This window comes from Arthrobacter sp. J156 (assembly GCF_056172865.1).
On the sequence record NZ_CM149650.1, the window covers coordinates 1,819,305 to 1,839,073 of the forward strand.

The window sequence follows — 19,769 nt, forward strand, 5'->3', positions numbered from 1 at the left end:
GGACCCGAAGGACCGGTCCCCCGGGGACCTCTACAACCGTGTGATCACGGGGACCTTAGAGCTCGGTCACCGAACCGCCGGCGGCGGCGATCTTCTCGGCGGCGGACTTGGAGAAGGCGTCGGCCTTCACGTCCACCTTCACGGTGATGTCGCCGGTGCCCAGGACCTTGACGGGCTGGTTCTTGCGAACGGCGCCCTTCTCGACCAGTGCCTCGACGGTGACCTCGCCACCCTCCGGGAAGAGCTCGTTCAGCTTGTCCAGGTTCACGACCTGGAACTCGACGCGGAACGGGTTCTTGAAGCCACGGAGCTTCGGCAGGCGCATGTGCAGCGGAAGCTGCCCGCCCGCGAAGCCGGCCTTGACCTGGTAGCGGGCCTTGGTGCCCTTGGTGCCGCGACCGGCCGTCTTGCCCTTGGAGCCCTCACCGCGACCCACACGGGTCTTCGCGGTCTTGGCGCCCTCGGCCGGACGGAGGTGGTGCACCTTGAGTGCGGTTTCCTTCGTTGCCATGATTACTTCGCCTCCTCAACCTTCACGAGGTGCGGAACCGTGTTGATCATGCCCACGGTCACGGCATCGGCGTTGCGGACCACGGTGTGGCCGATCCGCTTCAGGCCGAGCGAACGCAGGGTGTCGCGCTGGTTCTGCTTGCCACCAATGGTGGACTTGATCTGGGTGATTGCCAGCTTGGCGTCGCTCGGGACAAAGTTCTTTGCCACTTTACGCACCTGCCTTCTGCTGATTCTGGATGTTGTGCAGCATCTGCGGAGAGACGACCTCGTCCAGGGGCAGACCACGGCGCGCGGCCACGGCCTGCGGCTCCTCGAGGGCCTTCAACGCCGCCACGGTGCCGTGGACGATGTTGATCTGGTTCGAGGAACCCATGGACTTGGACAGCACATCGTGGATGCCGGCGCACTCGAGCACGGCGCGGACCGGACCACCGGCGATCACGCCGGTACCCGGGGAAGCCGGACGCAGCAGGACGACGCCGGCAGCGGCCTCGCCCGTGACCATGTGCGGGATCGTCGAGCCGACGCGGGGAACGCGGAAGAAGGACTTCTTCGCTTCTTCGACGCCCTTGGCGATGGCCGCGGGAACTTCCTTGGCCTTGCCGTAGCCGACTCCGACGAGTCCGTTGCCGTCGCCGACCACCACGAGGGCGGTGAAGCTGAAGCGGCGGCCGCCCTTGACGACCTTGGACACGCGGTTGATGGCCACGACGCGCTCGAGGAACTTGTCCTTGTCGTCGTTGCGGTTGTCGCGGCCGCCATCGCGGCCACCACGTCCACGGCCTTCGCCGCGGCCGCGGCCCTCGCCGCGTCCACGGTTGTCGCCGCGGTTGTCGCCACGACGCGAACCGGCATCCGCCGTCGTCGCTGCGGCCTCGGTAGCTTCAGACACCTGAGTTTCCTTCTCGTTAGTAGCTTCGCTCACAGTGCCAGACCACCTTCCCGGGCGCCGTCGGCCACCGCGGCCACACGGCCGTGGTACTTGTTGCCGCCGCGGTCGAAGACCACGGCCTCGATGCCGGCGGCCTTGGCACGCTCGGCAACGAGCTCGCCGACGCGCTTGGCCTTGGCGGTCTTGTCGCCGTCGAACGCGCGCAGGTCGGCTTCCAGGGTGGAAGCGTAGGCCACGGTCACGCCCTTGCTGTCGTCCACGATCTGGACGAACATGTGGCGGGCCGAGCGGTTGACCACGAGGCGCGGACGCACCTCGGTGCCCACGATGCGCTTACGGACACGCAGGTGGCGGCGGCCACGTGCGGCGGCCTTGCTCTTACCCTTGATTCCGATAGCCATGATTACTTACCAGCCTTTCCGACCTTGCGGCGGATCACTTCGCCTTCGTAGCGGATGCCCTTGCCCTTGTAGGGATCCGGCTTACGCAGCTTGCGGATGTTGGCGGCGACTTCGCCCACCTGCTGCTTGCTGATGCCGGCGACGAGCACCTTGTTGGCACCCTCGGCGGTCAGGGTGATGCCCTCCGGGGCCTCCACGGAGACCGGGTGCGAGTAGCCGAGGGCGAACTCGAGGTTCGCGCCCTTGGCCTGCACGCGGTAGCCGGTGCCGTGGATCTCGAGGCGCTTGGAGTAGCCCTCGGTGACGCCCTGGATCATGTTGGCGATCAGGGTGCGGGTCAGGCCGTGGAGCGACCGGGACTCGCGCTCGTCGTTCGGACGGGACACCGTGACGGTGTTGTCCTCGAGCTCGACGGCGATCGGGCTGGCCACGGTGTGGCTCAGCTCGCCCTTGGAGCCCTTGACGGAAACGAGTGCGCCGTCGATCTTGACCTCGACGCCCGCGGGGACGGTGATTGGAAGACGTCCAATACGTGACATGGTTCCTTCTCCCTTCCCGTTACCAGACGTAGGCGAGGACTTCCCCACCCACGCCCTTCTTGGCAGCCTGGCGGTCAGTCAGCAGACCGGAGGACGTGGACAGGATGGCGATGCCGAGGCCCCCGAGGACGTGCGGCAGGTTGGTGGACTTCGCGTAGACGCGCAGGCCCGGCTTGGAGATGCGGCGAACACCGGCGATGGAACGCTCGCGGTTCGGTCCGAACTTCAGGGTGATGGTCAGCTTCTTGCCGACCTCGGCTGCCTCCTCGACGAACGAGGCGATGTAGCCCTCGCGCTTGAGGATTTCGGCAACGCGCACCTTCAGCTTCGACGACGGCATCGACACCGTGTCGTGGTAGGCCGAGTTGGCGTTGCGCAGACGAGTCAGCATGTCTGCGACAGGATCTGTCATGGTCATTTGGGCTTCTGCCCTTCCTCGCTCCGGTTTCCGCTCACGCGGACCTGGGGCGTAGTTGAACTAGTTGTCGGTCTTGAACGGGAAGCCCAGCGCCTTGAGCAGCGCACGGCCTTCTTCGTCGGTCTTGGCGGTGGTCACCACGGTGATGTCCATGCCACGCACGCGGTCGATCTTGTCCTGGTCGATCTCGTGGAACATGGACTGCTCCGTGAGGCCGAAGGTGTAGTTGCCGTTGCCGTCGAACTGCTTGCCGTTCAGGCCGCGGAAGTCGCGGATACGGGGCAGCGCCAGGGTGACGAGGCGGTCGACGAACTCCCACATGCGATCGCCACGCAGGGTCGCGTGGGTACCGATCGGCATGCCTTCACGCAGCTTGAACTGGGCGATCGACTTGCGGGCCTTGGTGACGAGCGGCTTCTGGCCCGTGATGGCGGTGAGGTCGCGGACGGCCCCCTCGATGAGCTTGGAGTCCTTGGCGGCCTCGCCGACACCCATGTTCACGACGACCTTGGTGAGGCCGGGAACCTGCATGACGTTCGAGTAGCCGAACTGCTCCTGGAGGGCGGCGCGGATCTCGTCCTGGTACTTGCCCTTGAGGCGCGGCTGGGTCTTGACAGCTGCTTCAGTCATTACAGAGCCTTTCCGGAAGCCTTGGCGTAGCGCACGCGGACGGTCTTCTTCACGCCGTTCTTCTCGACCTCTTCGAGACGGAAGCCGACGCGGGTCGGCTTCTTGGTCTCGGGGTCGACGATGGCGACGTTGGAGACGTGGATCGGGGCCTCGACGACCTCGATGCCACCGGTCTGCGTGCCGCGCTCGGTCTGGCCGGCCTTGGTGTGCTTGGTGACGCGGTTGATGCCCTCGACGAGCACGCGGTTGGTCTCCGTGAACACCTTCAGGACCTTGCCCTGCTTGCCGCGGTCGCCGCCGCGGTCCTGCTTGGCGCCGCTGATGACCTGCACCAGGTCGCCCTTCTTGATCTTTGCACCCATGGTTACAGCACCTCCGGAGCCAGGGAAACGATCTTCATGAACTTCTTGTCGCGAAGCTCGCGTCCGACCGGGCCGAAGATACGGGTACCGCGCGGCTCGCCATCGTTCTTGAGGATGACCGCTGCGTTCTCGTCGAACTTGATGTAGGAACCGTCCGCACGGCGGCGTTCCTTCTTCGTCCGGACGATGACGGCCTTGACCACATCGCCCTTCTTGACGTTGCCGCCAGGGATCGCGTCCTTGACGGTGGCGACGATGACGTCGCCGATGCCTGCGTAGCGACGTCCGGATCCACCGAGAACACGGATGGCAAGGATTTCCTTGGCACCGGTGTTGTCGGCGATCTTCAGTCGCGACTCCTGCTGAATCACTCTTTAACTCCTGTCGTCTCGCTGGTTCTCCCAAGGAGCCTTGCGGAACGGATATGGTCCACCTGTCGCTGGCGCTTACCCCCACCTCCAAACGACGGGAACCTTCCGGTGTCCGGTGCCGCTGGGGAAGCAGGGCCGAGGCGCATCGCCACAGGGCCGTGCCGCGCGCCGGCGGGGCCTGAAGACCCTTCCGCCGCGCGCGAGTGCCTGATGCACGGGTGGATAGTCCGGGCATGCAGAGCGCACAGATACACAAGTCTACGCGACGATCCCGCAGAGTTGAAATCGCGTCCCGGCTGCGGTATCGGAACGCCTCACATGCAGGCGGCGTCCCCGGCGCACCGGCGTCGCACGCCCCTCGCGATCCCCCGACGACAGCTCCGCGCAGTCCTCCCCCAGCGCACCTTTCGGGCATCCTGCGCACCTTTGGGCGGGCGCAGCGGCGCTGAGCTGCACCTTCCGGTTCGGTTGAACCATAAAGTGCGCTGGGGCGGGGTGGGCAACGTGCGCTGGGGTGGGGTGGTTAAAGCACGACACCGGTGCGCTCCCCTTCTCGGGGGCGCACCGGCGTCGTGTGATCAGTGCGTGGGCACCGTCCGGGCTACTTGGCCTTTTCGATGACCTCGACCAGGCGCCAGTTCTTGTCCTTGGACAAGGGGCGGGTCTCCGCGATGAGGACCAGGTCGCCGATGCCGGCGATCCCGTTCTCGTCGTGGGCCTTGATCTTCTTGTTGCGGCGCATCACCTTGCCGTAGAGGGCGTGCTTCACACGGTCCTCGACGTCGACGACGATGGTCTTCTGCATCTTGTCGGAAACCACATACCCGCGAAGGGTCTTGCGGTCACCGCGAGCTTCGGTAGCTTCAGCCACTGCGTTCTCCTTCTCAGACATTACTTGGCGTCCTCGGCCTCAGGGGCCTCGGCGGCGTCGGCCTTCTTCGAAGACTTCTTGGCCTTCTTGGTCTCCTCGACCGGCACGACGACTTCCTGACGGATGCCCAGCTCGCGCTCGCGCAGCACCGTGTAGATGCGGGCGATGTCGCGCTTGACGGACTTCAGCCGGCCGTGCGACTCGAGCTGGCCGGTGGCGGACTGGAAGCGGAGGTTGAACAGCTCCTCCTTGGCCTTCTTCAGCTCCTCGACCAGACGGGCGTTGTCAAAACCGTCCAGCTGTTCGGTTGCGAGATCCTTGGATCCGATTGCCATTCCTTATTCACCACCCTCACGACGCACGATGCGTGCCTTCAGCGGAAGCTTGTGGATCGCCAGGCGCAGGGCCTCGCGAGCTACCTCTTCATTGACGCCGGAGAGCTCAAAGAGAACGCGTCCGGGCTTGACGTTCGCAACCCACCACTCCGGCGAGCCCTTACCGGAACCCATGCGGGTCTCGGCCGGCTTCTTGGTCAGCGGGCGGTCCGGATAGATGTTGATCCAGACCTTGCCGCCACGCTTGATGTGGCGGGTCATGGCGATACGGGCTGCTTCGATCTGGCGGTTCGTCACGTAGGCCGGGGTCAGGGCCTGGATGCCGTACTCACCGAAGCTGACCGTGGTGCCACCGGTCGCAGCGCCCGTGCGGGACGGGTGGTGCTGCTTGCGGAACTTGACTCGGCGTGGGATAAGCATTTAAGCCTGTCCTCCTTCTGCGGCCACGGGAGCCTCGGCTGCCGGAGCGGCCTCGGTCCCCTGCGCGCCGGTGTTGCGGTCGTTGCGACGGCGGCGCTCGCCACCGGCCGGACGTCCGCCCGGACGGTCGCCACGGCCACGCGCCGGAGCGGCAGCGGCCTGGGCCGCGAGCTCCTTGGCGGTCACGTCGCCCTTGTAGATCCAGACCTTCACGCCGATGCGGCCGAAGGTGGTCTTGGCCTCGAACTTGCCGTAGTCGATGTTCGCGCGGAGCGTGTGCAGGGGCACGCGGCCCTCGCGGTAGAACTCCTTGCGGGACATCTCGGCGCCGCCGAGACGGCCGGCGCACTGGACACGGATGCCCTTGGCGCCCGCACGCATGGCGGACTGCATGGCCTTCTTCATCGCGCGGCGGAAGGCCACGCGGGAAGCAAGCTGCTCGGCGATGCCCTGGGCGACCAGCTGGGCCTCGATCTCGGGGTTCTTGACCTCGAGGATGTTCAGCTGCACCTGCTTGCCCGTGAGCTTCTCGAGCTCGCCGCGGATGCGATCGGCCTCGGCGCCGCGGCGGCCGATGACGATGCCCGGGCGGGCGGTGTGGATGTCCACACGCACGCGGTCACGGGTGCGCTCGATCTCCACCTTGGCGATGCCGGCGCGCTCCATGCCATTGGTCATGAGCTCGCGGATCTTGACGTCCTCGCGGACGTAGTCCTTGTAGCGCTGGCCCGGCTTGTTCGAATCGGCGAACCAGTGCGACACGTGGTCGGTGGTGATGCCGAGACGGAAGCCGTTCGGGTTGACTTTCTGTCCCATTTACTTTTCCCCACCCTTCTCCGGGGTTGCGACGACCACGGTGATGTGGCTGGTGCGCTTGTTGATGCGGAACGCGCGGCCCTGGGCCCGCGGCTGGAACCGCTTCATCGTCGCACCTTCGTCGACGAACGCCTCGCTGATGAACAGCTCGTCCTCGTTGAACGCGACGCCGTCGCGGTCCGCGGCGACGCGTGCGTTCGCCAGGGCCGACGCAACGACCTTGTAGACCGGCTCAGAAGCCGCCTGTGGGGCGAACTTCAGAATCGCCAGAGCCTCATTCGCCTGCTTGCCACGAACAAGGTCGACGACGCGCCGGGCCTTCATAGGCGTTACGCGGATATGACGCGCAATTGCCTTGGCTTCCATTGCTTTCCTTCTCTCGTCTATCGAAGAAGTGCTAAGCACTCGCTGAACCCTCGCGGGTTAGCGGCGCTTGCCCTTCTTGTCGTCCTTCACGTGGCTGCGGAAAGTCCGCGTCAGAGCGAATTCGCCGAGCTTGTGCCCGACCATCGACTCGGTGACAAACACCGGGATGTGCTTGCGTCCGTCGTGAACGGCGATCGTGTGCCCGAGCATGTCGGGGATGATCATCGAACGGCGGGACCACGTCTTGATGACGTTCTTGGTGCCCTTTTCGTTCTCAGCAGCGACCTTCAGGAAAAGGTGCTGATCGACGAAGGGGCCTTTCTTCAGGCTGCGTGGCATGTCTCCAGGCTCCTATCGCTTGTTCTTGCCAGTACGACGGCGACGCACAATGAGCTTGTCGCTTTCCTTGTTCGGACGGCGGGTGCGGCCCTCGGGCTTGCCGTTGGGGTTGACCGGGTGGCGTCCACCGCTGGTCTTGCCCTCGCCACCACCGTGCGGGTGGTCGACCGGGTTCATGGCCACGCCACGCACGGTCGGGCGGACGCCCTTCCAGCGCATGCGGCCGGCCTTGCCCCAGTTGATGTTCGACTGCTCGGCGTTGCCGACCTCGCCGATCGTCGCGCGGCAGCGGACGTCGACGTTGCGGATCTCGCCGGAGGGCAGGCGCAGCTGGGCAAAGCGGCCCTCGCGGGCCACCAGCTGGATGGAGGCGCCGGCCGAGCGGGCCATCTTGGCGCCGCCGCCTGGACGCAGCTCCACCGCGTGGATCACCGAGCCCACGGGGATGTTGCGCAGCGGCAGGTTGTTGCCGGGCTTGATGTCCGCGTTCGGACCGGCCTCGACGGTGTCACCCTGCTGCAGCTTGTTCGGGGCGATGATGTAGCGCTTGGTGCCATCAACGTAGTGCAGGAGCGCGATGCGCGCCGTGCGGTTCGGGTCGTACTCGATGTGGGCGACCTTGGCCGGTACGCCGTCCTTGTCGTGACGACGGAAGTCGATCAGACGGTAGGCGCGCTTGTGGCCGCCACCCTTGTGGCGGGTGGTGATCTTGCCCGAGTTGTTGCGGCCGCCGCTCTTGGTGAGCGGGCGGACCAGCGACTTCTCCGGCGTCGTCCGGGTGATTTCTGCGAAGTCGGCGACGGACGAGCCACGCAGGCCCGGCGTCGTCGGCTTGTACTTACGGATTCCCATGATTCATTTCCTCGTTAAAGTGGTCTCCGCTTAGGAAAGCGGACCGCCGAAGATGTCGATAGTGCCTTCCTTCAGGGAGACGATCGCGCGCTTGGTGTTCTTGCGCGCCCCCCATCCGAAACGAGTGCGCTTACGCTTACCGGCACGGTTGATGGTGTTGACCGACTCGACCTTGACGTTGAAGATCTTCTCAACGGCAAGCTTGATCTCGGTCTTGTTGGAGCGCGGGTCGACCAGGAAGGTGTACTTGCCTTCGTCGATCAGGCCGTAGCTCTTTTCCGAAACGACGGGTGCAATGATGACGTCGTGCGGAGACTTGGTGAGGGCGGCGCTCACTTGGAGTCCTCCTTGGTGACCAGGGCATCGAAGGCGGCCTTGGTGAAGACCACGTCATCGGCGACCAGAACATCGTAGGTGTTCAGCTGGTCGACGTAGATGGCGTGGACGTCTTCGAGGTTGCGCACGGAGAGTGCGACAACGTCATTGGCGCGGTCGATGACGACGAGCAGGTTCTTGCGCTCGGTGAGAGCGCGCAGGGTGGCCAGGGCCTCCTTGGTCGACGGCTTCTCGCCGGAGACCAGGTTGTCGACCACGTGGACGCGGTCGTGACGGGCGCGGTCCGAGAGGGCTCCGCGCAGGGCGGCGGCCTTCATCTTCTTCGGGGTGCGCTGGCTGTAGTCGCGCGGGGTCGGTCCGTGGACGATGCCACCGCCGGTCATGTGCGGAGCGCGGATCGAACCCTGACGGGCGCGGCCGGTGCCCTTCTGCTTGAACGGCTTGCGGCCGGCGCCGGAGACCTCGGCACGGGTCTTGGTCTTGTGCGTGCCCTGGCGGGCCGCGGCCAGCTGGGCCACGACGACCTGGTGCAGCAGCGGCACGTTGGTCTGGACGTCGAAGATGTCGGCGGGAAGCTCGACCTTCAGTGCAGAGTTAGCCATGTGATTATGCTCCCTTCACGGCAGAGCGCACGAGGACGACCTGGCCGCGGGCGCCGGGGACGGCACCCTTGATCAAGAGGAGGTTCTTCTCGGCGTCCACCGCGTGAACCGTGAGGTTCATCGTGGTGTGGCGCACGGCGCCCATGCGGCCGGCCATGCGCAGGCCCTTGAAGACGCGGCCCGGGGTGGACGCGCCACCGATGGAACCCGGCTTACGGTGGTTCTTGTGGGCACCGTGGGAGGCGCCGACGCCGGAGAAGCCGTGGCGCTTCATGACGCCTGCGAAGCCCTTGCCCTTGCTCTTGCCGACGACGTCGACCTTCTGGCCGGCCTCGAACAGCTCGACGGACAGCTCCTGGCCGAGCGCGTAGGACTCGGCATCGGCCGTGCGCAGCTCGACGACGTGGCGGCGCGGGGTGACCCCGGCGGCCTCGAAGTGGCCGGCGAGCGGCTGGGTGACCTTGCGCGGGTCGATCTGGCCGTAGCCGATCTGCACGGCGGTGTAGCCGTCGCGGTCGGCGTTGCGGAGCTGGGTCACGACGTTGGAGTCGGCCTGCACGACGGTGACGGGGATGAGCTTGTTGTTCTCGTCCCACACCTGGGTCATGCCGAGCTTCGTGCCCAGCAGGCCCTTTACGTTACGGGTTGCGGTCATAGTCTCTCAGCACCTCCCCTAGAGCTTGATTTCGATGTTGACGTCAGCCGGAAGGTCGAGGCGCATGAGCGAGTCGACGGCCTTCGGGGTCGGATCGATGATGTCGATCAGACGCTTGTGCGTGCGCATTTCGAAGTGCTCGCGGCTGTCCTTGTACTTGTGGGGCGAACGGATCACGCAGTACACGTTCTTCTCCGTCGGCAGCGGCACGGGGCCGACCACGGTTGCGCCTGCGCGCGTGACCGTCTCAACGATCTTCCGTGCTGAAACGTCAATGACCTCGTGGTCATACGACTTCAGCCGGATGCGGATTTTCTGTCCCGCCATGGCGTCATGCCTCTTTCTGAGTAGCACTCTCTGTACAGTTGCTGTGCCCTGTATCGGGTCCCTTCGGACCGGCACGCCCCGCGCGGACTGAATCCGGAGGTTTCCGGGTTCCTCACCCCGCCGGGGTACCGACCCCCGCGCTCGGGCGTGTCGCGTGTTTCCCGCGACACCGACCCGTTGAATGGGGGTGGGGTTATTTTGGGCCGCTCCGTTTCAGTCGTATCCGACCCTGCCCCGGGCATTATCCCGGGCGGGACGCGATCTCAGGCGAAACCGGCCCTGGCTCCGCTATCGGTGACCCGATCGGCGAGCTCAAGACATGGAGAGGCGCTTGAACAACTTGTCCAGTGTGTCAGATTCCGCGGATTAACGCCAATCGGGGGCCTCCCGCGGGTGCGTGCGTGGCCGGAGTCTCAGTCGCCGTTGCGGCGGGAGCGCCGGATGCGCCGGGCCCGGTCGATCTCGTGGCGGAAGGTGCGCCGACCCCAGACCACGGCGGAGCCGACGGCGACGAGCCCGCCCGCGATGATCCAGAAGATCCAGGAGTCCATGCGCCCAGCCTACCGCCCGGCCGCGGGCGGGCCCTCGGTCCTGGGCAGGGCACCGTCCGCGGGCGGGACGCCGGTCGTCGGTGGGGTGCCGTCCGGAAGGGCCGGGAGGCGCCGGGGGTCGCGGGAGACGGCCCCGGCGTCGTCCGCCGCCCTTCCCGGGAGCACCGGGAGCGTACCGTCCGGTCCCGGCCCGCCGGGAGCGGGTGCTACGGGTGGGGCGGGCGGCCCCGGGCGCGGGGCGTCGGGCTTCCGGCCGAGCCGGGCCAGTCGCGTGACCGCGAAGGCGATGAGGGCCATGGCGAGGAGCGCGAGGAGGAGGAAGGTGAAGCCGCGCAGGTACCAGAGGATGATGATGCCGACGCCGATCGCGCCCCAGACCACGAAGAGCCGGTGGTTCCGCAGGACGCCGACGACGAGCAGGAGCGCGAATCCGATCAGTACCCAGATCTGGCCGGGGATGTCGAGGAAGAGCACGGAGAACGGTCCGCTGAGGGTCAGGATTCCGGCGGAAGCGGCGAGGGCGCCGGTGAAGCGTTCCGGGCGCCGGCGGTAGAGCTCGTACGCGGACAGCAGCGCCAGGACGACGACCCAGTACTGGAGGCACCAGAACAGGCTCGCGCCGTCACGCAGCACCAGCCAGGCGTACTGGGCGCAGGCCGCGACGGCGAGCGCCGCGGCCTCGGCCGGGGTCTCGCGCCGGCCGGGGCGGAACTGGCGGATGCCCGCGAGGGCGCCGAGGGCGATGAGCGCCGCTGCGGCCACGGCGAGCCCGTCGGGCGTGACGGCTCCGCCGAACGCGGCGACGGAGTCGAGGGCGTTCCCCGCGTCCAGGGCGTTGCCGGCCTCGTCGAAGGCGACCCCGCGCCGGGCCTGGCGTTCCAGGCCGGGAGCCCGGACGGCCGCAGTGAGGGCGCCGAGCAGGAGCATGACAAGCCCACCGGTCCCCAGCAGCAGGGCGTGGGCCGGCCGCCACGAGCGGACCCGGCGGTCGATGACCCCGCTGCGGAAGTCGCCGAACGGCCCCGCCGGCTCTCCGCCCGCGGCAGGGCCCCAGCCCGTCAGCCGGCGCAGGGGCTCGCCGGCGATCGCGGCGGCCGCGCCCGGAAGCGCCAGGGCGATCAGCACGAGCAGGACGGCCGCGGAGGCGCGAAGGGGCTCGCCGACCGCGTCGAACACCTGGCGGCCGGCGGCGTGGACGGCGAACGGTGCCACGAGCAGCGCGGCGGGAACGAGGAGGGCGTTTCCGCGGGCCCAGGAGGCGAGGAGGAGCCACGCGGCGAGTGCCGCGAGCGGCGCAACGAGCCAACCCGGCGCGTCTCCGGGCGCCGTGAGCGCGGCCCAGAAGAGGAACCCGACGACGAGGACCGTCTGCTGCGGGCGGCCGAGCGCGGCTCCCACGCCCGTCGCGGCCGCGCCCCACCTGACCGGCGGCACGGCATCCAGGGCGGCGGCCGCGACCCCGATCACCGTGAGCAGGACGACAGCGACGGGGCGGTCCCACAACGACTCGGGCAGCCAACCGCCGTCGCGCAACGTGGGGACCCCGGACGGAACGGTCGCCAGGCCGGCCAGGGCGGCGGCCGGTGCGAGGACCGTCCAGCGATGCCCGGCGGTCCCCGCCCCGCGAAGCCACCACGCCGCCCCGAAAACGCCCAGGCAGAACAGCTGCACGAGCAATGCCGCCTGATCGGCGCCGCCTATCAACTGGGCGGATACTCGACTAGTAGTGGTGTCTCCCAGTGTAGCCACGTAGACGAGCGGCAGGAGGACAAGTACGGCCAGGGTTCCCCAACCCATCAGGCGCCGCAGCCCAATCCCGTCAGCCGTCGCGCTGCTCCCACGCCCGAGCACCACGCGGGCGGTCTGACCGGCCGCCAGCGTCGTGGCGAACAGGGCGAAGAGCGCGTGGTCGTCCGCCCCGAGGCGCTCCGCGAGGTGCACCGCCCCGAGGCTGAGGGCCGACTGCGCCAGCAGTGCGTAGGCCCCGCGCAGCCAGGGCAGTCCGCCGTCGAGCACCCGGTGCGCGGCGTGGACCAGGACGAGCAGCAGCACCACCTCGGTCACCCAGTCCTGCCCCAGCACGCGCGGCGCGCCCAGCGCCAGGGCCGGTGCGAGCAGTCCCGTCGCGTGGCCCGCCAGCCGGCGGGGCGTCAGGACTCCGCCGCCGGGCAGCACGAGCCGGTCCCGGTTCCACTCAACCTCCACTGCGGACGCGCTCGCACCCGCGCGCCGAGCACGCCCGCGCCCGCGCCCGCGGTGGAGGATGATCGCGGCCCCGGCGACGCCGAGCAGCAGCGCGGCCCCGGCGAGCGCCTCGGCCCACGGCGCGATGGACCAGGGCACGAGGCCCGACGAGGCGGGCGATCCGGCGCCCACATGCAGCTCCCGTGCCGATCCGGCGGCGGAGTGCGCCGCCGCGAAGACCCCGGCCACCGCGGCGGGCAGGAGCACGACGGCCTCCCAGTGGACCCGCGAAGCCCGCACCGCGACGGCGCCCACCACGAGCAGTGCGATGCCCGCGGCGACCGCCGCGACATGGACGGTCCGGGCACCGGGCGCCCCCGGGCCGAACACGGCCACGCCCCACCCGGCCAGCAGGCCCACCGCGAGGGGCGCCAGGCCCGCGTGGACCACGCCCTGCCACCGCAGCCACGCCGCCACCTCCCGGCCCCGGCTCCTGCCGCGGCGCCGTACGGCCTCGGCCGCGAGCAGCCCCAGGGTGAGCACCACGGCGGCCCTCCACGGCGAGCCCTCCCAGGGAGCCCCCGTCCACGGGACGGCCGCGCCCCCAAGGCCCGCGGCCAGCGCCGCGCCGCCGTAGTAGGGGTGTTCGCGCCACGCGACCACGGCCCCGCCCGCGACGACGGCGAGCAGTGCCACGACCAGTGCCGCGGGGAACGGCTCGACGACGCCCGACACCGCCCGCAGCTGGGCCGCCCCGAGGGCCGCGAGCGCCAGCAACAGCCCGAGGCCCAGCAAGGCGGCGAGTTCCGCCGACAGCCAGCGCGGCGTGACGAGCCGCAAGTACCGTCCCTTCAACCACTGCACGAGGAGCGCCTGGAGCACGAGGCCGGTCACGAGCACGGCCACGACGCCACTCCCGGCCGTCCCGAGCGCGGACGCGGTGAATCCCGCTGCCGCGAGCGCCGTGGCCCGGCCGGCGCCGAGGTTCAGGAGCCGTTCCCGCCCGGGTCCGGCGAACGCCGCGGCGGCGTAGTAGACCGTCGCCGCGAGCGTCAGCACCACGCGGTCGTTCTGGTTGAGCTGGTCGAGCACGAGCAGCGCCGCGAGCAGCGTCCCGGGCACGAGGTAGCGATGGGCGCTCTGGAACGTCTTCACGTACAGGTTCCCCAGCCACGACGGCTGCACGTAGGCCGCGAGCGTGCAGCACCCGGCGAGCAACATCGTGAACATGAAGTACCAGATCAGGCCGCGGTTCAGCAGCGCACCGCCGGACCACGCCGTGGAGACGAGGAACGTCAGTGCGAGCGCGGCGAGCACGCGGCTCTGCAGCCTGGCCCCTGCCACGACGAACGCCGCCGTCCCGATCACCGACGTCGCGAACCACGCGAGCTCCGCCGGCGCGCCGGCCAGCAGGTGGAAGGAGAGCCCCGCGAGTGGCACGAGCGCCAGACCGGTCGCCGTGAACGCCGTCGCCGCGGGCCGCAGCCGCTCGCTCCGGGCGTGCACGATGAGCCCTGCCGCGTAGAAGCCGGCCGCGACCGCGACGAGTCCACCCACGCGCGCGGCCGGCGGGATCCCGAGGCCGATGAACAGGCTCGCCGCCGCGACAAGCAGGAGGGCAGCGACGTAGAGGGTGATGTTGATGTTGCGCAGCGCCCGTTCCTCCGCGGTGGGCCGGGGGCGGAGCGGCGGCCGGGGCTCCAGCCGTGCGCCGGGTGCGACGCCGGACGCGGGCCCGGGCGCCCCCGTGGCTCCGGTGCCGCCCGGTTCGTCCAGGTCTGGCCCCGCACCTCGGCCGGTCGTCGCCGGATCGGCAGCCGGGACCGGCGGGACCACACCCGCGGCGGGGGACGGCTGGGAGGTGCCGCGTCCGGCGTCGTACCCCTCCTGCCAGGCACGGGCCAGGGCCTGCCGCGCGGCATCCGCGGGGACCGGGGCCACCGTGCCGCGGCGCAACGCCCGGCGCCCCAGGAACCAGCCGAGCAGAAAGGCCGGGCCGCACAGGATCACCAGGAGCAGGACCCCAAAGACCGCGACCTCGCCCATCGCCATTCCCCTTGCCTCGCCCCGAACCTAATTAGTCAAAAGCATAGCGATACGCGGTGGGAGGTCAAGGGCGCGGGACGCATCCGTGGAAAAACCCGGCCGGGCCCCGCTCCCCCGGGCATGCAGAAGGGCCCCGCTGCCGAAGCAGCGGGGCCCTTCCGAGACCAGTCGGTCAGATCAGCAAGCAGGAACTACTTGATGATCTTGGTGACGCGGCCGGAGCCGACCGTGCGGCCACCCTCGCGGATGGCGAAGCCCAGGCCGTCCTCCATGGCGATCGGCTGGATCAGCTCGACCGTCATCTCGGTGTTGTCGCCCGGCATGACCATCTCGGTGCCCTCGGGGAGGGTGATGACGCCGGTCACGTCCGTGGTACGGAAGTAGAACTGCGGGCGGTAGTTCGAGTAGAACGGGTTGTGGCGGCCGCCCTCGTCCTTGGACAGGATGTAGACGTTGGCCTCGAAGTCGGTGTGCGGGGTGATGGAACCCGGCTTCACGATGACCTGGCCACGCTCCACGTCCTCACGCTTGATGCCGCGAAGCAGGAGGCCACAGTTCTCGCCGGCCCACGCCTCGTCGAGCTGCTTGTGGAACATCTCGATGCCGGTGACCGTGGTCTTCTGGATCGGGCGGATGCCGACGATCTCGACCTCGGAGTTGATCGGCAGGGTGCCACGCTCGGCGCGGCCCGTGACGACGGTTCCACGACCGGTGATCGTGAAGACGTCCTCGATCGGCATGAGGAACGGCTTGTCGCGGTCGCGCACCGGATCCGGCACGTTCTCGTCGACGGCGTCCATCAGGTCCTCGACGGACTTGACCCACTGGGCGTCGCCCTCGAGGGCCTTCAGGCCGGAGACGCGGATGACCGGAGCCTCGTCGCCATCGAAGCCCTGGGAGGACAGCAGCTCGCGGACCTCCATCTCGACGAGGTCAAGCAGCTCCTCGTCCTCGACCATGTCCGACTTGTTCAGCGCGACCAGCAGGTACGGCACGCCGACCTGGCGGGCGAGCAGAACGTGCTCGCGGGTCTGGGCCATCGGGCCGTCGGTGGCGGCGACCACGAGGATGGCGCCGTCCATCTGGGCAGCACCCGTGATCATGTTCTTGATGTAGTCGGCGTGGCCGGGGGCATCAACGTGCGCGTAGTGGCGCTTCTCCGTCTGGTACTCGATGTGGGAGATGTTGATGGTGATGCCGCGCTGGCGCTCTTCCGGGGCGGAGTCGATCGCCGCGAAGTCGCGCTGCTCGTTGAGATCGGGGTACTTGTCAGCAAGCACCTTGGAAATGGCAGCGGTCAACGTGGTCTTACCGTGGTCAACGTGACCAATGGTGCCGATGTTGACGTGCGGCTTAGTCCGCTCGAACTTTGCCTTCGCCACAGGTTCCTCCTAGAACGTAAACAGAAGACTTACCCCGCCCACGCGGTTCGTGGACGAAACTCATGCAAGTCTACTGTGGGCTTGTTATTTTCCTGAAATTTGCGGTTTCCATCCGGCCCCGCTGTTCCGGGTCCGTCAGTCTGCCACGCGGGGGCCGTTGGACTGGGCCGTACGGCCCCCGCGGCGCCTCCTCCCCTCGCGGGGAGGAGGCTGGTTCAGCGTCCGGGACGGCTACTCGCCGCGGGACTTCTGGATGATCTCGTCGGCCACGGCCTTGGGGACCTCAGCGTAGCTTTCGAACGTCATCGAGTACACCGCGCGGCCCTGGGTCTTGGACCGCAGGTCGCCGATGTAGCCGAACATCTCCGACAGCGGCACGGAGGCCTTGATGACCTTCACGCCGGCGGCGTCCTCCATGGACTGGATCTGTCCACGGCGGGAGTTCAGGTCGCCGATCACGTCGCCCATGTACTCCTCGGGAGTACGGACCTCGACGGCCATCAGCGGCTCGAGGATGATCGGGTTGGCGCGGCGTGCGCCCTCCTTGAACACCTGCGAACCGGCGATCTTGAACGCCATTTCGGACGAGTCGACGTCGTGGTAGGCGCCGTCGGTGAGGGTCGCCTTGACGCCCACCATCGGGTAGCCGGCCAGGATGCCGAACTGCATGGCGTCCTGGATGCCCGCGTCCACGGACGGGATGTACTCGCGGGGCACGCGGCCGCCGGTGACGGCGTTCTCGAACTGGTAGAACTCGCCGTCGGACGTGTCCAGCGGCTCGAACGAGACCTGCACCTTGGCGAACTGGCCGGAGCCGCCCGTCTGCTTCTTGTGCGTGAAGTCGACCTTCTCGACCTTCTTCTTGATGGTCTCGCGGTAGGCGACCTGCGGCTTGCCGACGTTGGCCTCGACCTTGAACTCGCGGCGCATGCGGTCCACCAGGATGTCCAGGTGGAGCTCGCCCATGCCGCCGATCTCGGTCTGGCCGGTGTCCTCGTTCAAGGACACGGTGAAGGTCGGGTCCTCGGCCGAGAGCTTCTGGATGGCCGTGGAGAGCTTCTCCTGGTCGCCCTTGGTCTTCGGCTCGATGGCCACGAAGATCACCGGCTCCGGGAAGGACATCGACTCGAGCACGATCGGCGCGTCGAGGGCCGCGAGCGTGTCGCCCGTGGTCGTGTCCTTGAGGCCGATGGCCGCGTAGATGTGGCCCGCGTGGGCCTCCTCCACCGGGTTCTCCTTGTTGGCGTGCATCTGGAACAGCTTGCCGATGCGCTCCTTCTTGCCCTTGGTGGAGTTGACCACCTGGAGGCCGGAGGACGCCTTGCCGGAGTACACGCGGATGAACGTCAGCTGCCCGAAGAACGGGTGCGCGGCGATCTTGAAGGCCAGGGCGGAGAACGGCTCGTCCTCGCTCGGCTTGCGGGTCAGCTCGACCGACTCGTCCTTCGGGTCGTGACCGATCATCGGCGGCACGTCCAGCGGGGACGGGAGGTAGGCGACGACCGCGTCGAGCATCGGCTGCACGCCGCGGTTCTTGAACGCGGAACCGCAGAACACCGGGTACGCGACGGAGTCGATGACCATCTGGCGGATGCCGGCCTTCAGCTCCTCGACCGTCGGCTCGACGCCCTCGAGGTACTTCTCCATGAGCTCGTCGGAGGACTCGGCGACCTGCTCGACGAGCTTCGCGCGGTACTCCTCGGCCTTCTCCTGGAGGTCCTCGGGGATCTCGCGGGTCTCGTAGGCGGCACCCATGGTGACGTCGCCCTTGGCGTCGCCCGGCCACACGAGGGCCTTCATGTCGATCAGGTCGACGACGCCGACGAAGTCGTTCTCGGAGCCGATCGGCAGCTGCATCACCAGCGGGGTGGCGCCGAGGCGCTTCACGATGGTGTCGACGGTGAAGTAGAAGTCGGCGCCCAGCTTGTCCATCTTGTTGACGAAGCAGATGCGCGGGACGTTGTACTTGTCGGCCTGGCGCCAGACGGTCTCCGACTGCGGCTCGACGCCTTCCTTGCCGTCGAAGACGGCGACGGCGCCGTCGAGCACGCGCAGGGAGCGCTCGACCTCGACCGTGAAGTCGACGTGGCCCGGGGTGTCGATGATGTTGATCTGGTTGCCGTTCCAGAAGGAGGTCACGGCGGCGGACGTGATCGTGATGCCGCGTTCCTTCTCCTGCTCCATCCAGTCGGTCGTCGAAGCACCGTCGTGCGTTTCGCCGATCTTGTGGTTCACACCCGTGTAGAACAGGATGCGCTCCGTAGTAGTGGTCTTACCGGCATCGATGTGCGCCATGATGCCGATGTTGCGGACCTTCGTGAGGTCGGTGAGCACGTCCAGTGCCACGGTGTCTCCCTTTGTCGGTTGATCCCCGTACGACGCCGGATCCGGCACCCAGGTGCCGTGCCCGGCGTCGTACGCGGAACGTTTTTACCAGCGGTAGTGGGCGAAGGCCTTGTTGGACTCGGCCATCTTGTGGGTGTCCTCGCGGCGCTTCACAGCGGCACCGAGACCGTTGGATGCATCGAGGATCTCGTTCATGAGGCGCTCGATCATCGTCTTCTCGCGGCGGGCCTTGGAGTAGCCGACCAGCCAGCGCAGGGCCAGCGCGGTCGAACGACCCGGCTTGACCTCGACCGGAACCTGGTAGGTGGCGCCGCCGACGCGGCGGGAGCGGACCTCGAGGGCCGGGCGGACGTTGTCCATGGCCTTCTTGAGGGTCGCGACCGGATCGGAACCGGTCTTGGCCTCGGCGCCCTGGAGCGCGCCGTAGACGATGCGCTCGGCGGTGGACTTCTTGCCATCGACGAGGACCTTGTTGATCAGCTGGGTGACCAGCGGGGACCCGTAGACCGGATCGGAAACGAGGGGGCGCTTGGGCGCCGGACCCTTACGAGGCATTACTTCTTCTCCTTCTTGGCGCCGTAGCGGGAGCGGGCCTGCTGGCGGTTCTTCACACCCTGGGTATCGAGGGCGCCGCGGACGATCTTGTAGCGAACGCCGGGGAGGTCCTTCACGCGGCCGCCGCGGACGAGCACGATCGAGTGCTCCTGCAGGTTGTGGCCGACGCCCGGGATGTACGCGGTGACCTCGATGCCGCCGGCGAGGCGGACACGGGCGACCTTGCGGAGCGCGGAGTTCGGCTTCTTGGGGGTGGTGGTGTACACACGGGTGCACACGCCACGACGCATGGGGTTGCCCTTCAGGGCAGGGGCCTTGGTCTTGTTGACCTTCGGCGAGCGGCCCTTGCGGACCAGCTGCTGAATAGTAGGCACTTTCGTGTCCTCCGGTTTCTTTGATCTGCCGCGCCCGCGGCCATGACGGCCTGCGGACACTGCGCTTTTGGTCGTTTCATCGCAGCGTCCGCGGAGTCGACCGTAGGCGTGCAAAAGTGTGGCATTCGTTGCGCACGTTCCCCGCAACCCGGACCGAGTCCATTTGCCACACATAAAACAATTGAGACCACTCTAGCACGCGGGCGGCCCCGCCCCGTAATCGGTCCCCTCCCCTGGAAACCCGGGCGGCCGCGTCGGGGTAGACGCCGGAAAGGCTGGAGCCTTC

General features: G+C 68.0%; 26 protein-coding genes. All 26 read right to left on the reverse strand.

Annotated elements, in window-relative coordinates; translation table 11 throughout:
- Window positions 1–55: 55 nt before the first annotated feature.
- Window positions 56–511, reverse strand: coding sequence for a 50S ribosomal protein L15 (gene rplO / locus AC0QR5_RS08245; protein ID WP_329860547.1), 456 nt, complete (start codon window positions 509–511; stop codon window positions 56–58).
- Between the two features lie 2 nt (window positions 512–513).
- Complete coding sequence (gene rpmD / locus AC0QR5_RS08250) at window positions 514–720, reverse strand: 50S ribosomal protein L30 (protein WP_329860548.1); 207 nt, start codon at window positions 718–720, stop codon at window positions 514–516.
- A gap of 1 nt (window position 721) precedes the next feature.
- Entirely contained in the window at window positions 722–1,438 is a 717-nt protein-coding gene (rpsE, locus tag AC0QR5_RS08255) for a 30S ribosomal protein S5 (protein ID WP_329860550.1), read from the reverse strand.
- On the reverse strand, window positions 1,435–1,806 hold the full coding sequence (gene rplR / locus AC0QR5_RS08260) for a 50S ribosomal protein L18 (protein ID WP_329860551.1): 372 nt from the start codon (window positions 1,804–1,806) through the stop codon (window positions 1,435–1,437). The genes rpsE and rplR overlap by 4 nt, the downstream gene beginning before the upstream one ends.
- 2 nt (window positions 1,807–1,808) lie before the next feature.
- Window positions 1,809–2,345, reverse strand: coding sequence for a 50S ribosomal protein L6 (gene rplF / locus AC0QR5_RS08265; RefSeq protein ID WP_329860552.1), 537 nt, complete (start codon window positions 2,343–2,345; stop codon window positions 1,809–1,811).
- Window positions 2,346–2,364: 19 nt separating this feature from the next.
- Window positions 2,365–2,763, reverse strand: coding sequence for a 30S ribosomal protein S8 (gene rpsH, locus AC0QR5_RS08270; protein ID WP_329860553.1), 399 nt, complete (start codon window positions 2,761–2,763; stop codon window positions 2,365–2,367).
- 60 nt (window positions 2,764–2,823) lie between these two features.
- Complete coding sequence (gene rplE, locus AC0QR5_RS08275) at window positions 2,824–3,393, reverse strand: 50S ribosomal protein L5 (protein ID WP_329860554.1); 570 nt, start codon at window positions 3,391–3,393, stop codon at window positions 2,824–2,826.
- A complete protein-coding gene (rplX, locus tag AC0QR5_RS08280; RefSeq protein ID WP_329860555.1) occupies window positions 3,393–3,755 on the reverse strand; it encodes a 50S ribosomal protein L24 in 363 nt (120 codons plus the stop codon). Before rplX ends, rplE begins: the two co-directional genes overlap by 1 nt.
- Before the next feature lie 2 nt (window positions 3,756–3,757).
- On the reverse strand, window positions 3,758–4,126 hold the full coding sequence (rplN, locus tag AC0QR5_RS08285; protein WP_329860556.1) for a 50S ribosomal protein L14: 369 nt from the start codon (window positions 4,124–4,126) through the stop codon (window positions 3,758–3,760).
- Window positions 4,127–4,727: 601 nt separating this feature from the next.
- Window positions 4,728–5,018, reverse strand: a complete 291-nt coding sequence (gene rpsQ, locus AC0QR5_RS08290) for a 30S ribosomal protein S17 (RefSeq protein WP_329860557.1) — start codon at window positions 5,016–5,018, stop codon at window positions 4,728–4,730.
- On the reverse strand, window positions 5,018–5,332 hold the full coding sequence (gene rpmC / locus AC0QR5_RS08295; RefSeq protein ID WP_329860558.1) for a 50S ribosomal protein L29: 315 nt from the start codon (window positions 5,330–5,332) through the stop codon (window positions 5,018–5,020). Before rpmC ends, rpsQ begins: the two co-directional genes overlap by 1 nt.
- Before the next feature lie 3 nt (window positions 5,333–5,335).
- Window positions 5,336–5,752 (reverse strand): 50S ribosomal protein L16, encoded by a 417-nt coding sequence (rplP, locus tag AC0QR5_RS08300; protein WP_329860559.1) that lies wholly within the window; start codon window positions 5,750–5,752, stop codon window positions 5,336–5,338.
- Window positions 5,753–6,568 (reverse strand): 30S ribosomal protein S3, encoded by an 816-nt coding sequence (gene rpsC / locus AC0QR5_RS08305; RefSeq protein ID WP_329860560.1) that lies wholly within the window; start codon window positions 6,566–6,568, stop codon window positions 5,753–5,755.
- Window positions 6,569–6,934 carry a 50S ribosomal protein L22 gene (gene rplV / locus AC0QR5_RS08310; protein ID WP_329860561.1) on the reverse strand — a complete coding sequence of 122 codons (366 nt, stop codon included), beginning with the start codon at window positions 6,932–6,934 and terminating at the stop codon, window positions 6,569–6,571.
- Between the two features lie 57 nt (window positions 6,935–6,991).
- Entirely contained in the window at window positions 6,992–7,273 is a 282-nt protein-coding gene (gene rpsS / locus AC0QR5_RS08315; protein ID WP_329860562.1) for a 30S ribosomal protein S19, read from the reverse strand.
- A 12-nt stretch (window positions 7,274–7,285) separates the two neighbouring features.
- Complete coding sequence (gene rplB / locus AC0QR5_RS08320) at window positions 7,286–8,125, reverse strand: 50S ribosomal protein L2 (RefSeq protein ID WP_329860563.1); 840 nt, start codon at window positions 8,123–8,125, stop codon at window positions 7,286–7,288.
- Window positions 8,126–8,155: 30 nt separating this feature from the next.
- Complete coding sequence (rplW, locus tag AC0QR5_RS08325) at window positions 8,156–8,461, reverse strand: 50S ribosomal protein L23 (RefSeq protein ID WP_329860564.1); 306 nt, start codon at window positions 8,459–8,461, stop codon at window positions 8,156–8,158.
- The gene (gene rplD / locus AC0QR5_RS08330; protein ID WP_329860565.1) at window positions 8,458–9,063 is read right to left on the reverse strand and encodes a 50S ribosomal protein L4; all 606 of its coding nucleotides are present in this window, start codon (window positions 9,061–9,063) and stop codon (window positions 8,458–8,460) included. The genes rplW and rplD overlap by 4 nt, the downstream gene beginning before the upstream one ends.
- A gap of 4 nt (window positions 9,064–9,067) precedes the next feature.
- Window positions 9,068–9,718, reverse strand: coding sequence for a 50S ribosomal protein L3 (rplC, locus tag AC0QR5_RS08335; protein ID WP_329860566.1), 651 nt, complete (start codon window positions 9,716–9,718; stop codon window positions 9,068–9,070).
- 18 nt (window positions 9,719–9,736) lie between these two features.
- The gene (rpsJ, locus tag AC0QR5_RS08340) at window positions 9,737–10,045 is read right to left on the reverse strand and encodes a 30S ribosomal protein S10 (protein ID WP_003803825.1); all 309 of its coding nucleotides are present in this window, start codon (window positions 10,043–10,045) and stop codon (window positions 9,737–9,739) included.
- Window positions 10,046–10,458: 413 nt separating this feature from the next.
- Entirely contained in the window at window positions 10,459–10,596 is a 138-nt protein-coding gene (locus AC0QR5_RS08345; RefSeq protein WP_329860602.1) for a hypothetical protein, read from the reverse strand.
- 9 nt (window positions 10,597–10,605) lie between these two features.
- Window positions 10,606–14,826 carry a hypothetical protein gene (locus AC0QR5_RS08350; protein WP_329860603.1) on the reverse strand — a complete coding sequence of 1,407 codons (4,221 nt, stop codon included), beginning with the start codon at window positions 14,824–14,826 and terminating at the stop codon, window positions 10,606–10,608.
- A 191-nt stretch (window positions 14,827–15,017) separates the two neighbouring features.
- On the reverse strand, window positions 15,018–16,208 hold the full coding sequence (gene tuf / locus AC0QR5_RS08355; RefSeq protein WP_329860605.1) for an elongation factor Tu: 1,191 nt from the start codon (window positions 16,206–16,208) through the stop codon (window positions 15,018–15,020).
- 231 nt (window positions 16,209–16,439) lie between these two features.
- A complete protein-coding gene (fusA, locus tag AC0QR5_RS08360) occupies window positions 16,440–18,554 on the reverse strand; it encodes an elongation factor G (RefSeq protein ID WP_329860607.1) in 2,115 nt (704 codons plus the stop codon).
- A gap of 84 nt (window positions 18,555–18,638) precedes the next feature.
- Entirely contained in the window at window positions 18,639–19,109 is a 471-nt protein-coding gene (rpsG, locus tag AC0QR5_RS08365; protein WP_329860609.1) for a 30S ribosomal protein S7, read from the reverse strand.
- A complete protein-coding gene (gene rpsL, locus AC0QR5_RS08370) occupies window positions 19,109–19,483 on the reverse strand; it encodes a 30S ribosomal protein S12 (protein ID WP_071894958.1) in 375 nt (124 codons plus the stop codon). The genes rpsG and rpsL overlap by 1 nt, the downstream gene beginning before the upstream one ends.
- Window positions 19,484–19,769 lie beyond the last annotated feature (286 nt).